This is a genomic window from Paraburkholderia sp. USG1 (assembly GCF_031570135.1).
Taxonomy (GTDB): Bacteria; Pseudomonadota; Gammaproteobacteria; order Burkholderiales; family Burkholderiaceae; genus Paraburkholderia; species Paraburkholderia dioscoreae.
Genome location: NZ_JAMWXW010000022.1, coordinates 12,644 through 32,964, shown reverse-complemented (window position 1 = coordinate 32,964; position 20,321 = coordinate 12,644). Strand labels below are relative to the sequence as shown.

The 20,321-nt window shown below is 59.6% G+C and carries 19 protein-coding genes and 1 tRNA gene; 12 read left to right on the top strand and 8 right to left on the bottom strand.

What is annotated here, in order from left to right; all coding sequences use genetic code 11:
- Position 1 precedes the first annotated feature (1 nt).
- From rph to NE850_RS26090, 4 genes are all read left to right on the top strand, one after another.
- Positions 2-742, top strand: a complete 741-nt coding sequence (gene rph, locus NE850_RS26105) for a ribonuclease PH (RefSeq protein ID WP_007180804.1) — start codon at positions 2-4, stop codon at positions 740-742.
- Positions 735-1,382: an RdgB/HAM1 family non-canonical purine NTP pyrophosphatase gene (gene rdgB, locus NE850_RS26100; RefSeq protein WP_007180803.1), complete on the top strand. Its 648-nt coding sequence runs from the start codon at positions 735-737 to the stop codon at positions 1,380-1,382. Before rph ends, rdgB begins: the two co-directional genes overlap by 8 nt.
- Positions 1,379-2,608, top strand: a complete 1,230-nt coding sequence (hemW, locus tag NE850_RS26095; protein WP_165186833.1) for a radical SAM family heme chaperone HemW — start codon at positions 1,379-1,381, stop codon at positions 2,606-2,608. The genes rdgB and hemW overlap by 4 nt, the downstream gene beginning before the upstream one ends.
- Before the next feature lie 55 nt (positions 2,609-2,663).
- A tRNA-Ser gene (locus NE850_RS26090) sits at positions 2,664-2,753 on the top strand.
- A gap of 463 nt (positions 2,754-3,216) precedes the next feature.
- Here NE850_RS26090 and mdlC read toward each other — a convergent pair.
- Positions 3,217-4,797, bottom strand: coding sequence for a benzoylformate decarboxylase (gene mdlC / locus NE850_RS26085; protein ID WP_310699598.1), 1,581 nt, complete (start codon positions 4,795-4,797; stop codon positions 3,217-3,219).
- A 107-nt stretch (positions 4,798-4,904) separates the two neighbouring features.
- Between mdlC and NE850_RS26080 the strand changes: the two genes are divergently transcribed.
- Complete coding sequence (locus NE850_RS26080; RefSeq protein WP_007180799.1) at positions 4,905-5,801, top strand: LysR family transcriptional regulator; 897 nt, start codon at positions 4,905-4,907, stop codon at positions 5,799-5,801.
- A gap of 162 nt (positions 5,802-5,963) precedes the next feature.
- On the opposite strand, the gene NE850_RS26075 is transcribed toward NE850_RS26080, so the two are convergent.
- The 3 genes from NE850_RS26075 to NE850_RS26065 all read right to left on the bottom strand — a co-directional run bounded on the left by NE850_RS26075 (position 5,964) and on the right by NE850_RS26065 (position 8,139).
- Positions 5,964-6,377 (bottom strand): RidA family protein, encoded by a 414-nt coding sequence (locus tag NE850_RS26075; protein WP_165186869.1) that lies wholly within the window; start codon positions 6,375-6,377, stop codon positions 5,964-5,966.
- A 191-nt stretch (positions 6,378-6,568) separates the two neighbouring features.
- A complete protein-coding gene (locus NE850_RS26070) occupies positions 6,569-6,799 on the bottom strand; it encodes a hypothetical protein (protein WP_007180797.1) in 231 nt (76 codons plus the stop codon).
- 119 nt (positions 6,800-6,918) lie between these two features.
- Positions 6,919-8,139 carry a Bcr/CflA family multidrug efflux MFS transporter gene (locus NE850_RS26065; RefSeq protein WP_035518518.1) on the bottom strand — a complete coding sequence of 407 codons (1,221 nt, stop codon included), beginning with the start codon at positions 8,137-8,139 and terminating at the stop codon, positions 6,919-6,921.
- Between the two features lie 270 nt (positions 8,140-8,409).
- Here NE850_RS26065 and NE850_RS26060 point away from each other — a divergent pair, with 270 nt between their 5' ends.
- The 5 genes from NE850_RS26060 to NE850_RS26040 all read left to right on the top strand — a co-directional run bounded on the left by NE850_RS26060 (position 8,410) and on the right by NE850_RS26040 (position 12,761).
- On the top strand, positions 8,410-8,955 hold the full coding sequence (locus tag NE850_RS26060; protein ID WP_007180795.1) for a hypothetical protein: 546 nt from the start codon (positions 8,410-8,412) through the stop codon (positions 8,953-8,955).
- A gap of 139 nt (positions 8,956-9,094) precedes the next feature.
- A complete protein-coding gene (gene hemL / locus NE850_RS26055) occupies positions 9,095-10,378 on the top strand; it encodes a glutamate-1-semialdehyde 2,1-aminomutase (RefSeq protein ID WP_007180794.1) in 1,284 nt (427 codons plus the stop codon).
- Between the two features lie 71 nt (positions 10,379-10,449).
- Positions 10,450-11,625, top strand: coding sequence for a bifunctional diaminohydroxyphosphoribosylaminopyrimidine deaminase/5-amino-6-(5-phosphoribosylamino)uracil reductase RibD (gene ribD / locus NE850_RS26050; protein WP_165186872.1), 1,176 nt, complete (start codon positions 10,450-10,452; stop codon positions 11,623-11,625).
- Positions 11,626-11,640: 15 nt separating this feature from the next.
- Positions 11,641-12,276, top strand: coding sequence for a riboflavin synthase (locus tag NE850_RS26045; RefSeq protein WP_007180792.1), 636 nt, complete (start codon positions 11,641-11,643; stop codon positions 12,274-12,276).
- A gap of 293 nt (positions 12,277-12,569) precedes the next feature.
- The gene (locus NE850_RS26040; protein WP_236561364.1) at positions 12,570-12,761 is read left to right on the top strand and encodes a hypothetical protein; all 192 of its coding nucleotides are present in this window, start codon (positions 12,570-12,572) and stop codon (positions 12,759-12,761) included.
- Between the two features lie 205 nt (positions 12,762-12,966).
- On the opposite strand, the gene NE850_RS26035 is transcribed toward NE850_RS26040, so the two are convergent.
- The 4 genes from NE850_RS26035 to NE850_RS26020 all read right to left on the bottom strand — a co-directional run bounded on the left by NE850_RS26035 (position 12,967) and on the right by NE850_RS26020 (position 17,766).
- Positions 12,967-13,752 (bottom strand): HEPN domain-containing protein, encoded by a 786-nt coding sequence (locus NE850_RS26035; protein WP_310699597.1) that lies wholly within the window; start codon positions 13,750-13,752, stop codon positions 12,967-12,969.
- Positions 13,745-14,962 (bottom strand): DUF262 domain-containing protein, encoded by a 1,218-nt coding sequence (locus NE850_RS26030; protein ID WP_310699596.1) that lies wholly within the window; start codon positions 14,960-14,962, stop codon positions 13,745-13,747. The genes NE850_RS26035 and NE850_RS26030 overlap by 8 nt, the downstream gene beginning before the upstream one ends.
- Positions 14,963-15,309: 347 nt before the next feature.
- Complete coding sequence (locus tag NE850_RS26025; protein WP_310699595.1) at positions 15,310-17,157, bottom strand: hypothetical protein; 1,848 nt, start codon at positions 17,155-17,157, stop codon at positions 15,310-15,312.
- Between the two features lie 30 nt (positions 17,158-17,187).
- Complete coding sequence (locus NE850_RS26020; protein WP_310699594.1) at positions 17,188-17,766, bottom strand: helix-turn-helix domain-containing protein; 579 nt, start codon at positions 17,764-17,766, stop codon at positions 17,188-17,190.
- A gap of 142 nt (positions 17,767-17,908) precedes the next feature.
- On the opposite strand from NE850_RS26020, the gene NE850_RS26015 reads away from it, so the two are divergent.
- Both NE850_RS26015 and NE850_RS26010 read left to right on the top strand, forming a co-directional pair.
- Positions 17,909-19,138, top strand: a complete 1,230-nt coding sequence (locus NE850_RS26015) for a tyrosine-type recombinase/integrase (protein ID WP_310699593.1) — start codon at positions 17,909-17,911, stop codon at positions 19,136-19,138.
- Between the two features lie 18 nt (positions 19,139-19,156).
- The gene (locus NE850_RS26010; protein WP_310699592.1) at positions 19,157-20,296 is read left to right on the top strand and encodes a hypothetical protein; all 1,140 of its coding nucleotides are present in this window, start codon (positions 19,157-19,159) and stop codon (positions 20,294-20,296) included.
- Positions 20,297-20,321 lie beyond the last annotated feature (25 nt).

Below are 20,321 nucleotides of genomic sequence, written 5' to 3'. Positions count from 1 at the left end.
CATGACCAACAACACCCAACGCCCCAGCGGCCGTCAGGCCGACCAGCTGCGCGACGTGCGCATTACGCGCCACTACACGAAGCACGCGGAGGGCTCGGTGCTGGTCGAATTCGGCGACACGAAAGTGATCTGCACCGCGAGCATCGCCGAGAGCGTGCCGTCGTTCCTGCGCGACCGCGGCCAGGGCTGGCTCACCGCCGAATACGGCATGCTGCCGCGCGCCACGCACACCCGCAGCGACCGCGAGGCCGCGCGCGGCAAGCAGACCGGCCGCACCCAGGAAATCCAGCGGTTGATCGGCCGCGCGCTGCGCTCGGTGTTCGATCTGGAGAAGCTCGGCGTGCGCACATTGCATATCGACTGCGACGTGATCCAGGCCGACGGCGGCACGCGCACGGCCAGCATTACCGGCGCGTTCGTGGCCGCGCATGACGCGGTGGCCAGACTGCTGGCCACGGGCCGCATCGAGAGCTCGCCGATCACCGACTACGTCGCGGCGATTTCGGTAGGCGTGTACGACGGACTGCCGGTGCTGGACCTCGACTACGACGAAGATTCGCAGTGCGACACCGACATGAACGTGGTGATGACAGGCGCTGGCGGCTTCGTCGAAATTCAGGGCACCGCTGAAGGCGTGCCCTTCTCGCGCGACGAAATGAACGCGCTGCTGGATCTGGCAAGCGACGGCATCAATACGCTGATCGCGAAGCAGAAGGCGGCGCTGGAGCAAAAGGGTGAATGAGGTGAATCAGGACAACGGCGCGGCCGCATACGGTTCGCCGTTGAAAAAAGTCGTGCTGGCGTCGAACAACGCGGGCAAGCTGCGCGAGTTCGCGGCGTTGCTCGGCGCCGCCGGCATCGAACTGATTGCGCAAGGCGAACTGAACGTGCCGGAAGCCGAAGAGCCGCATCCCACGTTCGTCGAAAACGCGCTGGCCAAGGCTCGCCATGCGGCGAAGCTGACCGGTCTGCCCGCGCTTGCCGACGACTCGGGCCTTTGCGTGCGCGCGCTACGCGGCGCACCGGGCGTCTATTCGGCGCGCTACGCGCAACTTGCCGGCGGCGAAAAGAGCGACGCGGCGAACAATGCACATCTCATGTCGGCGTTGCGCGGCGAAACCGACCGGCGCGCGTATTACTTCTGCGTACTGGCTCTGGTGCGTCACGCCGACGATCCCGAACCGCTGATCGCCGAAGGCCGTTGGCACGGCGAAATGCTCGACGCGCCGCGCGGCACACATGGTTTCGGCTACGACCCGTACTTCTTTTTGCCCGCGCTGAATGCGAGCGCCGCCGAACTCGAACCGGCGGTGAAAAACGCCAGCAGCCATCGCGCGATTGCATTGCGGCAACTGCTCGCGCGCCTGACGGAGGAAGCGTGATTCCGATCAAGCCCACCCCCGCCGATATCGGCAATGGCATTATCAAGGCGTTCACGTCGCCGGGCAGCATCCGGCTGACGTCGCTGCCGCCGTTGGCGTTGTACGTGCATTTTCCGTGGTGCGTACGCAAGTGTCCGTATTGCGACTTCAATTCGCACGAATGGAAAGGCGATACGTTCCCGGAAAACGAATATCTCGATGCCTTGCGCGCCGATCTGGAGATGGCGCTGCCGCTCGTCTGGGGGCGCCAGGTGCATACGGTGTTCATCGGCGGGGGGACGCCCAGCCTGCTTTCGGCGGCCGGGCTCGATCGCATGCTGTCGGACGTGCGTGCGCTGCTGCCGCTCGACGCCGACGCGGAAATCACGCTCGAAGCCAACCCCGGCACGTTCGAAGCCGCCAAATTCGCGCAGTTTCGCGCGAGCGGTGTGAACCGGCTCTCGGTGGGCATCCAGAGCTTCAATGAAGCGCATCTGAAGGCGCTCGGCCGTATTCACGATTCGGCGCAAGCGCGCCATGCCGTCGAAGTTGCGTCAACCACCTTCGACAACTTCAATCTCGACCTGATGTTCGCGCTGCCGGGGCAGACGCTCGCCGAATGCCAGACCGATGTCGAGACCGCGTTGTCGTTCGCGCCGCCGCATCTGTCGCTGTACCACCTGACGCTCGAACCGAACACGCTGTTCGCGAAGTTTCCGCCCGCTCTGCCCGACGACGACGCCTCCGCCGATATGCAGGACTGGATTCACGAGCGCACCTCGGCTGCGGGTTACGAACGGTATGAGGTATCGGCGTATGCGCAGCCGCATCGGCAGAGCAAGCACAATCTGAACTACTGGCGCTTCGGCGACTATCTCGGCATTGGTGCGGGTGCGCATACGAAGCTCTCGTTTCCGAATCGCGTGCTGCGTCAGGCGCGTTACAAGCATCCCACCACCTTCATCGAGCAGGCTAAGGCCGGCACGGCGGTGCAGGAAGAGCATGAAGTCGGGACGCGCGACCTTCCATTCGAGTTCATGCTGAACGCGCTGCGGCTGGTGGAAGGGTTTCCGGTGCATCGGTTTATCGAGCGCACGGGAATGTCGATGACGTCGATCGAACCGGCTTTGCAGGAGGCCGAACGGCGCAAGCTGATCACGCGCGACCACGAAAAGATTGCGCCGACGCCGCTTGGCCAGGCGTTCCTGAACGATTTACAGGAGCTGTTTCTGAAAGATCCGCAGTGATTGCGGATCGACCGCACGCCGCAACGAGGTTTTTTCAGGTTACAATTTAGGGCTTGGAGGTGTGGCCGAGTGGTTTAAGGCACCGGTCTTGAAAACCGGCGAAGGAGCAATCTTTCCGTGAGTTCGAATCTCACCGCCTCCGCCAGAACAGCAATGCAAACGGGCCGCCTTGCCCGTTTTTCGTTGGTACCGCATGTGCTCAGACCAAACTGATCAGCCTTCGCTACACGAGCACGACAAGCGCCGCCAGAAGGTCTAGACTTCACGAAAACCCGCTTTGCCATCCAGCCCGCCTCGAGCGGGCTTTTGCACATTCAGCTACTGAAATCGAGGTGCGAAATGGCGGGTACAGCGCGGCGCCGGGCAGACCGGGCGCGAATCAGAAAAAATCGCTGCTATTACTGGTGGGGGCGGCGCCTCACTTCCGAGGAACTCGGCAAGGTCGTCGATACACCTACACCATGCAGTTGCTGGATGTGCGGCAATCCGCGGCGCCATTTAAAAAAGGACAAGCTCTCCGTCTGGGAGCAGCGGTGGTTTCAGGAGATCGGGGACGAGTCATAGCGAAAGAAAGAATCCACTTGGTCATGACATTTTCCTCGACTCGCTCATGCCGCCCGCGTTTCGACTTCGATCAGCATCGGCTTGTTACTCGCCAGCGCGTGACGCAGCGCAGAGGCCAATGCTTCGCCGGAGTCGGCATGCACGGCCTCTACGCCGTAGCCACGAGCCAGAGCGCAGAAGTCGAGACCCGGCACGTCAAGGCCTGGAACGTCTTCGACCTGAAGGACGCCCGCGAACCAGCGAAGCGCGCCATAGGTGCCGTTCTTCATGATGATGAAAATCGCCGGGATGTCGTACTGAGCCGCAGTCCAGAGCGCCTGAATACTGTAGTTCGCCGACCCGTCGCCAATCACGCCGATGACCTGCCGCTCCGGCCTCGCCAACTGAATGCCGACAGCGGCCGGCAACGCGAAGCCGAGACCACCGGCCGCGGCGAAGTAATAGCTGCCCTGCCCGGTCATGCGCAAACGCTGCCAGAGGATGCTCGTGGTCGAGGTCGACTCATTGACGTAGATGGCGTCACGCGGAGCCAACTCGTCGACGATGTCGAAAACGCGTTCGGGTGTCAGCGTGCCTGGCGCCTCCGGTGCCGGCTCCGGCCGACGCACGGCGACGGGCATGGGTCGCTTGCTCTGCGAGACCGTTTCGCCGAGCGCGCGAAGCGTCAGCCCGATGTCCGCAATGACCGCATCGCCCATTGGGGCACGCGTCGCTTCGTTGATATCGCACGTAATGGCGATAAGTCGCGTGCCGTGCGGCAGATAGTCGCCGGGTTCGTACTGGTGATAGCGGAACACCGGCGCGCCGACGACCAGCACGAGGTCATGGCCTTCGAGGATTCGGCTGATGCTTGCAATACCGGCCGGCAGCAATCCGCGGAAACACGCATGCGTAGTCGGAAAGGCGCAGCGTGAAGCGGAAGGCGCCATCCATACGGGCATCGAGAGTTTTTCGGCAAGCGCGACGGCGTATGCGTTCGCATGGCTCGCATCCACATCGGGGCCGACCACCATCACCGGGTTGTGAGCGCCTTCGAGCGAGCCGACCAGCCTCGCCAGCATCTCTGCGGAGGGCATTCCTGCAAGTTCGACGCGACGCTTTGCCAGATGTTCGACGCCGGACCCTGCTTCCTGTTTCCAGTCGTCATACGGCACCGATACATACACCGGACCAGCAGCCGGCGTGGCGGCCATATGAATCGCGCGGCTCAATGCGAGCGGGACTTCTTGCGCGCAACTCGGCTCGCAGCTCCACTTCACCAGAGGACGTGGCAGCGCCGCCGCATCCACATTGGTCAGCAAGGCTTCGACGCCGACCATCGTACGCACTTGCTGCCCGGCTGTGACGACGAGCGGCGTATGCGAATTCCACGCATTCGCGAGCGCACCCATCGCATTGCCGGTACCCGCTGCGGAGTGCAAATTCACGAAGCCGGGGCGGCCGGTTGCTTGAGCATAGCCGTCGGCCATGCCGACCACCGCCGCCTCCTGAAGGCCCAGGATGTAGCGGAAGTCTTGAGGGAAGTCTTTGAGAAACGGCAGCTCGTTCGAACCGGGGTTGCCGAAGAAGGTGGTCAATCCTTGCTCACGAAGGATTTCATAGCATGCTTGATGAACGGTAGTCATGAGGTTTCTTCCTAGTCGATGCGTTGATGCTAGGAGCCGATATAAAATAAATCAAATCATCTATTTTTCGATTCAATAATAGATGTTGTCTATATTTGACAATCATCATGGCGACTACAGACCTGAACCTCATTCGCGCTTTTATCGCTATCTACGAGACAGGCAGTGTGAGTGGCGCAGCGAAGCGGCTGAACATCACGCAGCCTTCGGTCAGTCATTCACTCAGCAGGTTGCGCGACCTGTTGCAGGATCCGCTTTTCACGCGCACGCGCGAAGGCATGATTCCGACCTTCAACGCGAGTCAGCTATTTCAGTCGTTCAGGCATGCGCTCGACAGCATCGAGACGGCCATATCGGCCACCCGCCATTTCGATCCGGCCAGGTCGACCCGCTGCTTTCGCCTCGCGCTGTCGGACCTGGGCGAGCTTTACCTCTTGCCGCATCTCGTCAAGGAATTGCAGGAAACCGCGCCGTCGGTGGCTTTGGAAATTGTGCAAATGGACAGCGAACGGATTACGGAATGGCTGACCACGGGAAGCATCGACGCGGCTGTCGGAAACCTGCAACTCTCAGGTGGCCAGGCAAGAAAACGCACGCTTTTTACGGAAACCTATTCCTGCCTGATCAGTGCCGCGCATCCGTCAATTGGAGACACGCTGAGCCTGGAAGAATACGTCTGCGCGAACCATGTGGTCGTTGCGCCTTTCTCCGGTCACCACCTCGTGGAAGACGTGATGACGGAGTTGGGCTTGTCCAGAAGGATTGCGCTGCGCGTGCCGCACTTCACGAATATCGTTGCCGTGATCGCGTCTACCGACCTCGTCCTGACACTCCCGACCAGGGTGGCGCGCACCTTCGCGAGCGACGGAAAAATGCGCACGCTGCCATTGCCCTTTCCCATATCGTCGTTCGATGTCAATCTCCACTGGCAACCTCACATTGAGGATTCAGCGGCGCAGCAATGGTTGTGCGACACGATTACGCGTACGTTGAGCGGCATTTGAACCTTGCGTACGGACACGCTTCGAGGTTTCGCGCAAGGCAATGAACGTTCAGGACGAGAGGTCGAGCACAGTACGAAAGCGCCCATGTGGCGCGCTCCGATCAGATGAAGTCGACGCGGCCAGATGCCAGAAGGAACGATATCGAAATCGATACCAACGCGGTTATCGCGCAGCAACCAGCGCCGTCGCCTCGACCTCGATCCTGAAGCCGTAGTGCAGTTGCGGAACCGGCACGACGGCACGCGCCGGCCGAGCTTCGCCCGCCCACCGCGCGTAGATCTGGTTGAAGCTCATCCAGTGCTCGACATCGACAATGTAGACGCGCACCTGCACCAGTTGCGCGACGCTACTGCCCGCACCTTTGAGCGCCGCCTGCACATTGGCCAGCACCTGTTCGGCCTGAACCTCGAACGACGCCTCGGACAGCTTGTCGCCCTGCGGGGTAATCGGTAGTTGTCCCGAGACGAACACAAAACCATTCGCAACCGCGACGTGACTATAGTGGCCACCCGGCTTCGAAAGCGTGGCAGGATTTTCTGTACGCGGCAGATGCGAGTCGTGCTGACTATCAGCCATGAATACCACTCCAGATGTGACAACGCATGACGCTGCACGCGAGTCGTTCGCGCGGCTGCATTCCGTTGCGCATAAGCGATGAAGCGACCACGCGAGTCATCATGCAATGCGCAAGCCTTGCCCATTCAAGGCAAAGCGCCGCACGCAACCGGCACGTTTGAATGGTGAGGCGCTCAACTGCGCGCCACACCTCACACGTCAAGCATTTCAAGCTTCTCGCGCGCATCCGCGCAACGGCGGTTCAGGTCGCGATGCATCAACTGACTGTCGAGCAGCGCCGATACATCAGACAAGCCGTAATCAAAGCGCAAGACGTATTCGATGTCCGTGTAATCGTGATAGGCGCCGCTGTCTGCCAGCTTCTGCGCTTCAGCGAAAGCAGCGTGTTGCCGTTCGCCACTCATCAAATCTCTGATCGCCATGATTGCCGCTCCGAGGAACAGTGGCTCCATCATAGCAATGCAAATTGAAACGCACGGTCGCGTGCGCGCAACACCTGGTGTTTTCCGTAGACGCCGCGCGGCTTGCGTCTGGTCAGCCTTTAAACGACAGCAACAGGCGCCTTGGTTCCATGCCACCTGACGACCAGGATCCGGCCGAGATAACAAAGCAGGCCCGCCACGCCCACCACCACGCCCATACCTTTGGGCGAGCCATCCTGCCAGAGTCCGACCGCGAGGCTCGACAGCGCGCCGAGCGCCAACTGCACGGCGCCGAACACCGCAGCCGCGGCGCCAGCATTCACCGGATAGCGATGCATCAGATCGGTCGTGCAGTTGGCGGACAGAAGACCGACCACGCCGACCACGAAGAACAGGCCGAACACGATCGACCACAGACCGCCCCAACCGGTCAGCGACACGAGACCAACGAACAGCGAAGCTATGCAACTCACGGTTGCGGCAAAAGAAATCAGCGGCAACGAGCCGAGCCGGCCGACAAGTCGCGTATTCATGAAGTTGCCGAACATGATGCCGACAATATTCAACGCGAACAGAAAGCCGTAATGCTGCGCCGACACATGGAAATACTCGATGTAGACGAACGGCGTTGCCGTGATGTACGCGAACATCGACGCGAACGCCATGCCGCCGCACAGCATGTGCCCCCACGCAACCGGATCGCGCAACAACTTGCCGTACGCGCCGAACGATTTCAGCAGCGCCGACTGCGCGCGTTTCTCGCGCGGCCACGTTTCCGGCACCTTGAGAAACGCGGTGACCGCGCACACCGTACCGAACAGCGTCAGCACGACGAAGACGACACGCCAGCCGCCGAGCAGCAGCAACTGACCACCGATCAGCGGCGCAAGCAAAGGCCCGATCGACGTGACGATGGCGAGCATGGACAGCACGCGGGCGGCGTCGGTCGGCCCGTGGGCGTCGCGTGCAATGGCGCGCGCCAGCACCGAAGCCGCGCCCGCGCCCAACGCCTGCACGAAACGGAATATCACCAGCGAGCCGATCGAGAACGACAACGCACAGGCCACGCTGGCCAGCGCATACATGACGATCCCGCCGAGCAGCACCGGCCGGCGGCCGTAGGTATCCGACAGCGGACCATACAGCAGCATGCCGATCGAAAAACCGAACATGAAACTGGTGAGCGTGGTCTGCGCAGCGCCGGTGCTGATGGCGAACGCCTGCGCGATGGTCGGCAGGCTCGGCAGATACATATCGATCGAAATCGGCCCGCATGCAGCGAGCGCACCGAGCAACAGAATCAGCCGGCCATCGGGCCGGCTTCTGGTGACGTGAGACATGGGAATCCAGATGAAGCGCCGCGCCGCCATCGGCAGCGCAACAGGTGGAACGGGGAAAGCAGCAGCTTGGCAGCGTCAATTGTACTCGACGGTTAACGCGCTCGCGGACTTCGGACAGGGTTGTGACAGTGATCACGAAGATGCCTGAAAGACATCGACGATGCACGGCAGGCGCGCCGCCGATCGGTTAAGCTGCCGCCAGAACGCTTGCGGCCTGCGCGTGAAAACTGTTCGCGGCGCCCTTCCCAACCATCACGTGTCGATCTTGCGATGACCGCATTCCTGTTGATCTGGAGCCCCAGGAAATGGCCCTGGCCCGAGCTGCCCGACGTGGCCAAACGCGTCTCCACCGGTGTCGCGGTAACCGACGTGTGGGGCTGCGGATTTGCGCGCAGCATCCTGCCTGGCGATCGCGTCTTCCTGCATCGTGTCGCGCAGGAACCGAAGGGCATTTTCGGCTCCGGGTATGTGACCCGCGCGCCGTACGAAGTCCCGGATGCCGCGACGAAGCGAGGCTACCGTTTATGCATCGACTTCGTGTACGACTGGCTGGTCGATGCCCATGAAGCCGTGGTGATCCCGCGCGAGATGTTGCGCACGCATCCATTTTCCGTGCAGACGTGGGATGCGCAGAGTTCAGGAACGGTGATCAAGCCGATCGCCGAAGGCGCGCTGGAAAAGCGCTGGGCGGAGCTCACCGGCAAGCGCAAGCCGCCCAGGCTCGATGCGCAGCCGGGCCCCACGCGTTCGAGCAAGGTCACGGCGCACGCCGCGGCAAAAAAGCACGCAGCCACGAAAGGCGTGCGCAAAAGCTGAACGGGACGCCCGCTCCGCTGGGGCACCCGTAGAGCCTGTTCACGCTGACTCCGGTACAATTTCCCCACCTATCCCAGCGCCGCGCGAACCGCCCACGGGCAACCCGCGCCGCTGCGCAACCCACATTCCGGTCATCGCCATGTCCAAAAACGAAACCCTCTTCGAACGCGCGCAACGCACCATTCCCGGCGGCGTGAACTCGCCGGTCCGCGCTTTCCGTTCGGTCGGCGGCACGCCGCGCTTCATCGAACGAGCGCAGGGCGCCTACTTCTGGGACGCGGACGGTCAGCGTTATATCGACTACATCGGCTCATGGGGCCCGATGATCCTCGGCCACGTCCATCCGGAGGTGCTCGAGGCCGTGCAGCGCGTGCTGGGCAACGGCTTCTCGTTCGGTGCGCCGACCGAATCGGAAGTGGAAATCGCCGAAGAAATCTGCAAACTGGTGCCTTCCATCGAACAGGTGCGCATGGTGTCGAGCGGCACCGAAGCGACCATGAGCGCGCTGCGCCTGGCTCGCGGCTTCACGAACCGCACCCGTATCGTCAAGTTCGAGGGCTGCTATCACGGCCACGCGGACAGCCTGCTGGTCAAGGCCGGTTCGGGCCTGCTGACCTTCGGCAATCCGACTTCGGCGGGCGTGCCCGCGGATATCGCCAAACACACCACCGTGCTCGAGTACAACAACGTCGCCGAACTCGAAGAAGCGTTCAAGGCGTTCGGCAACGAGATCGCCTCGGTGATCGTCGAGCCGGTGGCCGGCAACATGAACCTCGTGCGCGCCACGTCCGAATTCCTGCAAGCGTTGCGGCGCCTGTGCAGCGAGTACGGTTCGGTGCTGATTTTCGACGAAGTGATGTGCGGCTTCCGCGTCGCGCTGGGGGGTGCTCAAGAGGTCTACGGCATCACGCCGGATCTGACGTGTCTCGGCAAGGTGATCGGCGGCGGCATGCCGGCGGCGGCCTTTGGCGGACGGCGCGACATCATGGCTCACCTCGCGCCGCTCGGCGGCGTCTATCAGGCGGGCACGCTGTCGGGCAACCCGATCGCAGTCGCGGCCGGTCTGAAAACGCTGCAACTGATCCAGGCGCCCGGCTTTTACGACACGCTCGCCGCGCGCACCACACGCCTCGCACAGGGTCTCGCGAATGTCGCGCGTGAAGCCAAGGTGCCGTTCGCGGCCGATTCGCTCGGCGGCATGTTCGGCCTCTACTTCACGGAGTCGATCCCGACCAGCTTCGCCGAAGTCACGCAAAGCGACGTGCCGCGTTTCAACGCGTTCTTCCACAAGATGCTGGATGCCGGCGTGTACTTCGCGCCGTCGGCCTATGAAGCGGGTTTTGTCTCGATCGTTCACGACGACGCAATCGTCGACGCCACGATCGACGCCGCACGCGGGGCATTCGCCTCGCTCGCGGCCTGAAACCGGCGAGACCACACACCGTCGAGACTGACGTTCATTACAGCCTAGCCACCGTACCCGACCGGACACCGATGTTTTCGCAAACCGATTTCGTCCATATGGAACGCGCGCTCGCGTTGGCCAGGCGCGGCATGTACACCACCGATCCGAATCCCCGGGTTGGCTGCGTGCTCGTCAAGAATGGCGAGGTAATCGGCGAAGGCTTCACTCAACCGGCCGGTCAGGATCACGCCGAGATCCGCGCATTGAAAGATGCGCGCTCGCGCGGCCATGATCTGCGCGGCGCCACCGCCTACGTGACGCTGGAGCCATGCAGCCACTTCGGCCGCACGCCGCCGTGCGTCAACGCGCTCATCGAAGCCCAGATCGCGCTCGTGGTCGCGGCGATGGAAGATCCCAATCCGCTCGTATCCGGACGCGGTCTCGCCATACTGCGCGACGCCGGCATCGAAGTGCGCTGCGGCCTGCTCGCCAACGAAGCGCACGAACTCAATATCGGCTTCGTCTCGCGCATGACCCGCGGCCGCCCGTGGGTACGCATGAAAGTCGCGGCCTCGCTGGATGGCCGCACCGGCTTGCCTTCAGGCGTCAGCCAATGGATTACCGGCGAAGCGGCGCGCGCCGACGGCCACGCCTGGCGCGCTCGCGCATCGGCGATCCTGACCGGCATCGGCACCGTCAGAGGAGACGATCCGCGCATGACGGTGCGCGCCGTCGACACGCCGCGCCAGCCGCAACGCGTGCTGATCGACAGCCAGCTCGACGTGCCCCCCGAAGCGCAAATTCTGGCCGGCGCGCCCACATTGATCTTCTGCGGCAATCTCGATCAACGCCATACCGATCGCGCCAACGCGTTGCGCGATCGTGGCGCCGAAATCGTTCAGCTGGCGAACCCGGCCGGCAAGGTCGATCTGCCTGCAGTGCTGAAAGTGCTCGGCGAGCGTAACGTGAACGAACTGCATGTCGAGGCGGGCTACAAGCTGAATGGCTCGCTGCTGCGCGAAGGCTGTGTCGACGAACTGCTCGTGTATCTCGCGCCGAGCCTGCTCGGCATGGATTCGATGAGCATGTTCAGTCTGGCCGCCCCTGAAACGCTCGAGGATCGCGTCAAACTGAGCTTCCACGCAGTCGACCGGATCGGCGACGATCTGCGGATTCTCGCGCGCTTTGTGGCGCAGCCCGCGCCTCAGACCGCACCCGTACCCGAACCCGGCGGCGATCCCGCGTCCCAACCCGTTTCGAAATGATCAAGGATTAGCACGATGTTCACAGGAATCGTCGCGGCCGTGGGCCGCATTGAATCAGTCAAGCCGCTCGGCGCGAACGGCGACGCGGGCGTGCGCCTGAACGTCGAAGCCGGCGGCCTCGATCTCAGCGACGTGCAGCTCGGCGACAGCATCACGATCCAGGGCGCCTGCATGACCGTGGTCGCCAGGACCGACCATTCGTTCGAAGTCGACGTGTCGCGCGAGAGCCTGAACTGCACGGCAGGCCTTGGGGAGATCGGCGAAGTCAATCTCGAGAAGGCACTGCGCGCGCACGACCGGCTCGGCGGCCATATCGTCTCCGGCCACGTGGATGGCCTCGGCACGGTCACGCATTTCGCGCCGGTCGGCGAATCGCACGAACTACGCGTGCTGGCGCCGCGCGAGATCGGCCGCTATCTGGCGTACAAAGGCTCTATCACTGTCAACGGCGTGAGCTTGACCGTCAACTCGGTTAAAGATCGCGACGATGGCTGCGAATTCTCGATCAACCTGATTCCGCACACGGTGGAAGTGACGGCGCTCAAACATCTGCGTGAAGGCACGCGGGTGAATCTGGAGATTGATCTGATTGCGCGGTACGTGGAGCGGATGCTCAGCACGTCTCAGGACGGCCATAACTCGTTGAAATAACTCGATTTTCGGCGAATCGGACGTCTACCACCGTCTCGCTGAAACCCGGTACAGCTACAATTATGTGACGGTATTTCTGACGGTATACTGCCGTTTTCTGCGGTTCGTATACCGTCACACCCCGAGATTTGGCCTCTGCGGCACACTGAAAACGGCTGCCTGCCGCGCCAGCATTGGGATCGGCGTCGATCAGCAAAGACCGCTCCAGAACGCTTTCGTACAGTGTCTCGCCTGTTTCTGAACCTTAGCGAACGACACGATACCCACAATCCCCCTCGGCCTTGCTCAAGACCATGGACTACCGCGTCAGTTACGAACACAGCCTGAAGAGCGAGCCCGACGCATTCATCGTCCAGGTCCCATCCCAGCTCGTGCGGGACGTGCCTGCCAACATCCCCCGGGCGCTACTCCCCGAGTACATCACCGACCTCATCCTCCAACGCTCGCCGACCATCGGACGAATCCGAAACCTCCGGGTTCTCTGAAGGGGACGCCTCGTCTGCTGGCGCACCGGATTGCAGTAACGGTGGGCAGCCCATCCGACCAGACGCGGCCAGGAAGCGACGTTCACTCGATGACGCGGTTCGATACTCGAGCATCGCTAGCAGACGAAAGCGGTCACTGAATCCGCCAAAGTCGATGGCGGGTCATCGACCTTGATTGCATTCGCGGACGAAAGCGCCCAGACGATCAGCCAAGTTCTTTTTCTGCCAAGCTATCAAACGCGTCAATCAGTGCAGAGAAGAAGTCTACGGATTCTTGAACGTCATTGAGGTTGACCGTAGGTCGAAGGTCACCATGAACAATTGTGTTCCTTAGATCAATCTGTCGTTCTAATTCTTCTCGACTCATTTTTGCAACTTTCGCTCGCTTTGTTTCTTTCATCCTTTTCTTTAGCATCGCGTTTTCCCCAATTTCTTCGGAAAATGGATCACTAAGACCGAAAGTTTTAAAAAGATTTTCTAGTCGAGCAGGGGTGCAGTTTCCAAGAAGAATCGTAAACACATCTCCACTTAAATAATATTCCGCACTATTAGTAAAGCAAGCACCAAGTTGTGATATTAACCTCGGAAAATTAAATTTCTGCCCGTTGACGTCGCCCTTTTTTAGAAACGAGAGGACTCTTGCAGACGCGACTATGTGGTCATACCTAAGCTCATCATCAAGATCCGAATATTTTTCGCATTCGAGGCGTCTGGCCTCTAATGCTGCGGACGTAAAATTCCTTATGTACTGTTCAAACACACCGTTCGCCTGAACGACGAGTGCCATAAAAAGAGAGTTTGTGTCGGTATCCTTGTGCTTAAGCGCCTCCTGCAATTTTCCTTTCGCTATTTGATCATGAGCAAAAGCTGCAAAGAGCGCACCAGATTGAGAAACGATAATATCGTTATAGCTTTGTCGAATCCGCACCGTAGAAATTATCTCTTCCAGATAATTTCTAGCGGTTGTCTTGGCGCTGGCGAAACTAGCCATTCAGCACTTCCGAAATCACATCGTACACTTTGGATATGCGGTCCTTAATCGTAGAGGCCGTGTTTCCCCGCCCAACCATGAGTGCGTAGTGTTCACTCGCTGGCGCGAGTAGTTTTAACACCGCCTTCTTAATAGCATTTTTATTCGCGAGTATCTCGGCATAATTCTCCATGTGCATAGACATCGCGACCATCTCGGCGTCAAACAACGGTCGCGATCGCTTCGATTTACTCTTGCCGACTGCGGGAAGGCAAAACACCAAATCGTCGAACACTTCGACGCATAGCTGCAAGGCCGCTCTGAAGGATGCTTTGAGACCGTCCGCGTCGGCATCATTGCAATGTCGGTTGCGTTTCATGGTATTGTCGAGCATAGCTCTAACCGACCCAGAAATGGTGGTTGGGTCCCTAAACGCGAAGAAACGTAGTACGATCTCCACGTCCGTCATTCGTTTATATAGCGGATCGTTTTTGAGTTTCTCGCTGACCGTCCCATCCCCGCGAGTGTGATCCTGATGATTTGGAATTCCCCATGCGTCGGTGTACAGGCGATCCTTCGACAACTCGATAAGAATTTCATTGAACGAGCCTGAATATAAAGAGTTTCGAAGTTCCTGAGCATTGAGCCTTTCTCCACCAGTGTTCAAACGTTCAAAAACTTGAGCTCTCAGATCGAGGCTATCCTCCTCAACTGACGAGCTATCTGACATCAACGTAATAGCCGAAATCTTTGCCCTTTCCAAGCCACGACGGATCAGAGGAGGGATTTCAGAATAGGTCCGGCCGTTTAATGCTTGCCAAATATCCAGCCCTTCAAGAGCAAATTCGCCGCTCATAAATTCCGCGACGGCGTTCAATCGCTGTTGTCCATCCATTACTTCGAATTTCCCCAAACTCTTTTCGTACAGAAAGACGGGCGGAACCGGCACGTTCATTATGAAACTTTCGATAAGCTTAGATTTCTTTTTTGTATCCCAGCGAAGACGACGCTGGTATTCAGGACGCAGGTTTCCCCACACTCGATCTTGATTAGATCCCTTGATGAAATCGATAATATGCGACATGAAGATGTCGTTTTTTTCTTGGACGACACGAAGGCGTCCAGACTCGAAATGCTTTTCAATTGCCCGATCCGAAGATCCGGAAGGTACTACCATTGAACCGACGGACAACGCTTCAGTGTCATCGTCAAGATCATCTAGCTCGTTCATTATTTCCTCTCCAGGCACCGCTAGCGCTGTTTCAAAAAAGCAATTAGTTCAGAAGCTTTTCAACCAATCGCATTCTACACATCAGAACCGTCGGCAACAGCCGGTGCGACCTCGCCGCGGCTCGCATTCGTTGTTCGACGTGAGCAAATACCGTTACTGCGATCACATCTTCCCATATCGACTGTGCCTCCAACAGCGTCCGCTTAGAGGCCGGCAAGCGACGTTGATTGAAGTGTTTGGTCACCGGCCGCTTCGGGTCGCACGCTGCCGATCGCCGGTCAGGCAGTGGTCGGCCCAAGCTGCCCTTCAGGACCGCGCCGGTATGTGGTCATGACTGTCTGGGTCGCTTACCGTGCACTCCCGCCCCCGCTCAGCGGTTTTTCTTCTTGACCACCTTGCGGGCCTCGCGCTCCATCCGACGGCGTTCCGCGCGGCTCATGAGCGGCGCATCGCGTTTCCAGGCTAAAGTTGAACGGAATGGGGAACTCCTTGGCCGTGTCCTTGTAGAACGCAAACTGCGTTTTCGGCCGAAGAATCTCCAGCTCGTCGGCCATGTTCCTCCACCCCTCCTTCTCTTCGTCACTCATCTGCATCGAGTGATCGACGTAGTTGAACTCGAAGGAGCTTTCGCCCTCCGAGAATGGCTCGGCGGAGACGCCAATGGCTTCCTGTAAGGTAGGAATATCCCCTTTGATTGCGTGGCAGTACGTCGTCAGGTACTGCATGCGTGTCTCTCTGTACTCTTCGTAAGACATGTCTGCAGACCGCCTTGCTGCCAGGAACACGAACGCGCGCTTTGGCGGGGATCCGTTCATATGAATCCGCGTGAACACGCCTTGTGGTTCCCCCAGCGAGAGGACGTAGTGCAGGTCCGCGCCACACTGGCGCCTCGCTAGCCGATTCTGCTGGGCCATCGCACGAACGATCCGCTCGTGTTCGACTCGCAGCGGCGATTGGTCTGGCAACGTAATCGCCGTACCGGCGCGAATGAAATTGCTCTGATGCTCAATGAGCGAGTCCCATAGGTAGCTGACCTTGTCGGCCTCGCGCTTCGCAGCACGTTGCGCGCTCTTCGCATATGTCTCCCAGTCCCCTTCGGGAAGCACGGCATAAGTCACATCTCCCGAGATTTCAGGCAACGCGTGCTGACCGTCTCTCATCGTCGCCATGTAGCGGGCAAGTATTTCCTCTTCGCCCGGAATTGAAACGAGCACGCCAGGCTTCGAGATGAAGGCCTCTTTGCAAGCGAGATAGGCCACAAGGTCCGGAACCGTATCGAGTTCTTCAAGAAGCATGTCGACGGTCATCTCGTCCAAGACATGTACGAACCGTCCGGATTCCAAGGGAAAACCGATGTGAAAAGGCGTCCTGTAATGCTCCTGACCTCGAATATCGCTCCTGAGCATGACACTGCCAGAACTCCCGCCTCCGAAGAACTGCCGGGCCGCCAAGTGCGCGCCACGTGTCACCGCGATCAGGAAATAGCGCGCGTCCGAGCCTTCTGGTAGCGGCACAGGCAACGGAGTCTGGCAGTTCCTGTCGAGGAATATGCGCTTCGGAAACGCCCTCGCAAACTTCTCAGCTCCCGCCAACTGCTTCGCCGATTTTTCTATCGCTCGCTTATACCAGCGTGGCCACGCCACGTTCACATCCGTGCCAGAGTGGTATTCGCAGTCCTTGTCCGAGAAAAGAAGCACGTCATTGCCAAAGACCACAAGTAGATCGCATAACTCATTGCCGTCACCCTTCCCGTTGGCTCGCCCCTCATCGGTGAACACGTTCGAGTAACTCCAGAGGCTCAGGAACGCCTTCTTGGCTAGATGCGTCAGAGCCCGTTCAGAATTGGTAGTGCCTTCGGCCGCCGCAGCTTGTTCCCAAGGGGTCTTCTCGGCCATCACGCCTCCGTCGCTGGTTGCTACACCGGGAAAGAGCCCCGGTTTTTCGTTTTTGTCTTGCTTCGGACCATCCTCGGTCACTTCGAAGCTGGCGCCGAGCACTCGTTGTCCAAGGCCTCTGCCGATACATTCACGTCCGCGTGCTAGCAACATGACGCGCGCCTTCAGCGTCTGCTTCCCGATCTTCCGACCGTCGGCAAAGGTCGAATTCGGCCCGCCATAAATTAGCAAAGCAGCCCGATCGACGGTCGGAAAAGCTCGCGACACGTCGAACCGGTCGCTTCTCCATGACTTCAGCATAAGCTCACAGGACGCCAGCCCTTCCCCGCCTCAAAGCCGAAGTCGCCCTTTCAGCTCCCAAATTACCTTTATGTTCACCTCCCAACCGTCATCGAAGTCCTCAAAGAGGGCTTTCCCTTCGTATTCCGGGTAAGCCAGTTCAATAATGCGCGCCCAAAACCTCGGTCTGGATAGAAGCCACTGGCCATCGCCGATCAGTCCCGCAAGGATAGTTTTGACGTGCGCCGTGCTGTACGAAATTCCAAACTCGGCCTCTATCAATCCACCCACACGCGCAAGCGTCCATCGAGCGGGTTTGGCTACGGTTCGACGCATCAGTCCAGGTCCACGCACTCCAGATTCACTTACGTACCGGTCTGCCAGCAATCTGACAAGCGCCGTTTTCTGCTCGTCCGTCAAACCTTGAGGGCGACCTAATGCTCGCCTGCGCCACGGCTGATCATCGGGGTACGCCTTCTGCAACCTCGCCCAGCGCGACACTGTTTGTCGGGTCACACCGAGTTCCCGCGCGACATCTGCTTGCGACGTCCCCTCATCGAGCAGCATCATCGCCTCCCGCCTGCGCTCGCCTAGCTCATCAAAGTCCCGCCTCGTTCTTCTTTCCGTCATAGCACCTCACCGCGACTGGATCTTTTGTCACCTACTATATTTAAATCGGCAAGATTTTGCCAAAGTTATTTAGCGCACACGACTCCGGCGCCAACCTGTATCGTTTCAACATCGAAAACCTCCATGTTGAACGACCGAGAAAATGCCTCTAACAACAATCGAAATCGCCCGTGCGACAACCGACGGAAAAACCCTGAAGCTGCGGGATAGCAACGGTCTTTATCTGTACGTCACCAGGACCGCAAAGTCGTGGCGAACCGACTACCGGATCGGTGGTCGGCGTGGCACCATCGTTCACGGGCAATACCCTGCCATGACACTCTCTCAGGCTCGCGAGCGAAACCGGGAAGCTAAACAGCTACTTGCCAGCGGCATCGATCCGTCCACGCACAAGAAGCTTGAAAAGCTCGCCCTCAACGCGTCTTTCGGCGACACGTTCGAGGCCACCGCGCAGCACTGGTTCGACGGCAAAAACGCCTTGCGCTCGAAAGCCTGGCAGGAAGCGCACAGCCTGTACCTGCGCCGCGACCTGAACCCGATCCTTGGCAATGTGCCGCTCGATCAGATCGACCCGCGCGCATTGCTGAACGTGCTCGAAGCGGTCCGTCGCGAACGAGGCACCAAGATCGCAGAGCGAGTTCGCCAGACGGCAGTGCAAGTTTTCGATCATGCGATCCGCAAGTTGAAGGTTCAGGCCAACCCCGCCCGCGTCCTGCAGGGATGGGTCGATGTCCCTCCTCAGATCAGCCACGAGCCGCTACGCGAGGATGAGATTGGCGAATTCGTTGAGCGGCTCGACGCCGACACGGGGTCGGCTGCAACGAAGCTCTGCATTCTGCTCATGTTGCTTACGTTCGTGCGGAAGAACGAGATTGCACACGCCCGTTGGGATGAATTCGATCTTGATAACGCGGTATGGGTGATTCCGGCCGAACGCATGAAGATGCGCGATCCGCACGTTGTGCCGTTGAGCCGGCAGGCGCTGGTGGCACTAGAGCAGTTGAAGCCGCTTTCATTCGGCTCCGATTTTCTGTTCCCCAGCCTGAGCAGCATCCATAAGCCGATGGGTCTCTCGACACCTAACGTTGTGTTCGAACGAATGGGCTACCGCGGTCGCTTCACGCCGCACGGTATTCGCGCGACGGCCAGCACCTGGCTAAACAATCGCGGCGTGCGCGCAGACGTGATCGAGCGCCAGCTCGCGCACGTGGAGCGCAACCGCGTGCGCGCAGCTTACAACCGCGCCGACTATATGCCCGAGCGCGTTGCGATGATGCAGATGTGGGCCGATTTCGCATTGCCAGACCCGGCCGCGACCGGTGGTGCGCTGCTGGTGCCGCTCCCTCAGCACGTCGAAGAAGTCGAAAATTAACCAAACGGGATACACACGATGGCCGACACTATTGAACCGTTCGCTCTCACTGACGCCGAAAAGCAATTCTGTCCCGACGATACCGCCTGGCAGTTCCTTCGACTATCCGAACAGTATTGCCAGGCGTTTCGGCTCGTGAGCAAAATGCCCAATGACCCAGATGCGCTTGCGGCAATTCAAAGTCGCTTGGAGTTCCCGTCTTCCGCCCGGCTCGTCTCGGCCCAGGATACAACCTGCTGGCGGAAATTCGGCATCGCTGCCTGGCTCGATCCCAGTCATAAGCAGCTCCCTCGCCTGAAAAGCAAAGATGACTCCTGGTTCTTCCCGTTGAAGCGACCCGTGCAGGAAAATCCCCGGCGACTGGAAGTCAGCGACGAACCACCGCTATTGGAAGGACGTTCAAATTCGCTCGAAGTGCCACGTTTGCTAGCGGAAGAGCTTGCGTTTGGCTACGGCAAGCTGGCGCTCCTGTCGGCCCCAAAAGGTCGTATCCGTGACAAGGAGCGGATGCTGTGGGTCTCGATTGACTGTAGCGTGCCAGTTGACGGGCAAGTCGCCGCGCTGGAAGTTCTGGCGAAACGTCACCGCTCCTACTGGCGTAACGACGGCCTGCTCACTACCGATGAATGCATCACTTACGTTGAGGAGATCGGTTGGGAAGACGTGTTTGCACACGTCCGCTTCCGTCGCGCTCATGATCGTGGCATCGGTGAGGATGACACCGGGCATCTGTGGCGCGTAGTCGGCATCAACACACTTGGCCCGATCCGCATGGAAATCGAAGAATGTCGACGACGGCTACAACAGATCTTCCACCAACATCTTGATGACAGGCTGGTCACACGTTGGCCCAAGCGCTTTCCCCGAAGCATGCCGAACGTTCCAGGCAACCCATCACCGCCGCCCGAAAGCAACTGCTATCTGAAAGCGCTGATCGAGATCGCCTCGCTGCTTCAACACTATGATGGCGACGAGGCGAATCAGGCAAATTACATTGCGGAGGAATTCAAGCTGGCAAACCAGGGGTGGCAGCGGATATTCCGGAACGAGTTAGAAAGTCAACACATTGTCCACGCGACAAGTCTCGTGACACACCATCATCGATGGCTGGTGCATGCACAGATAGCGTTCACCGAATCGCCCCAAAGCGATTGCTAGACACCCAAAGCCCAGCACAGTCTCT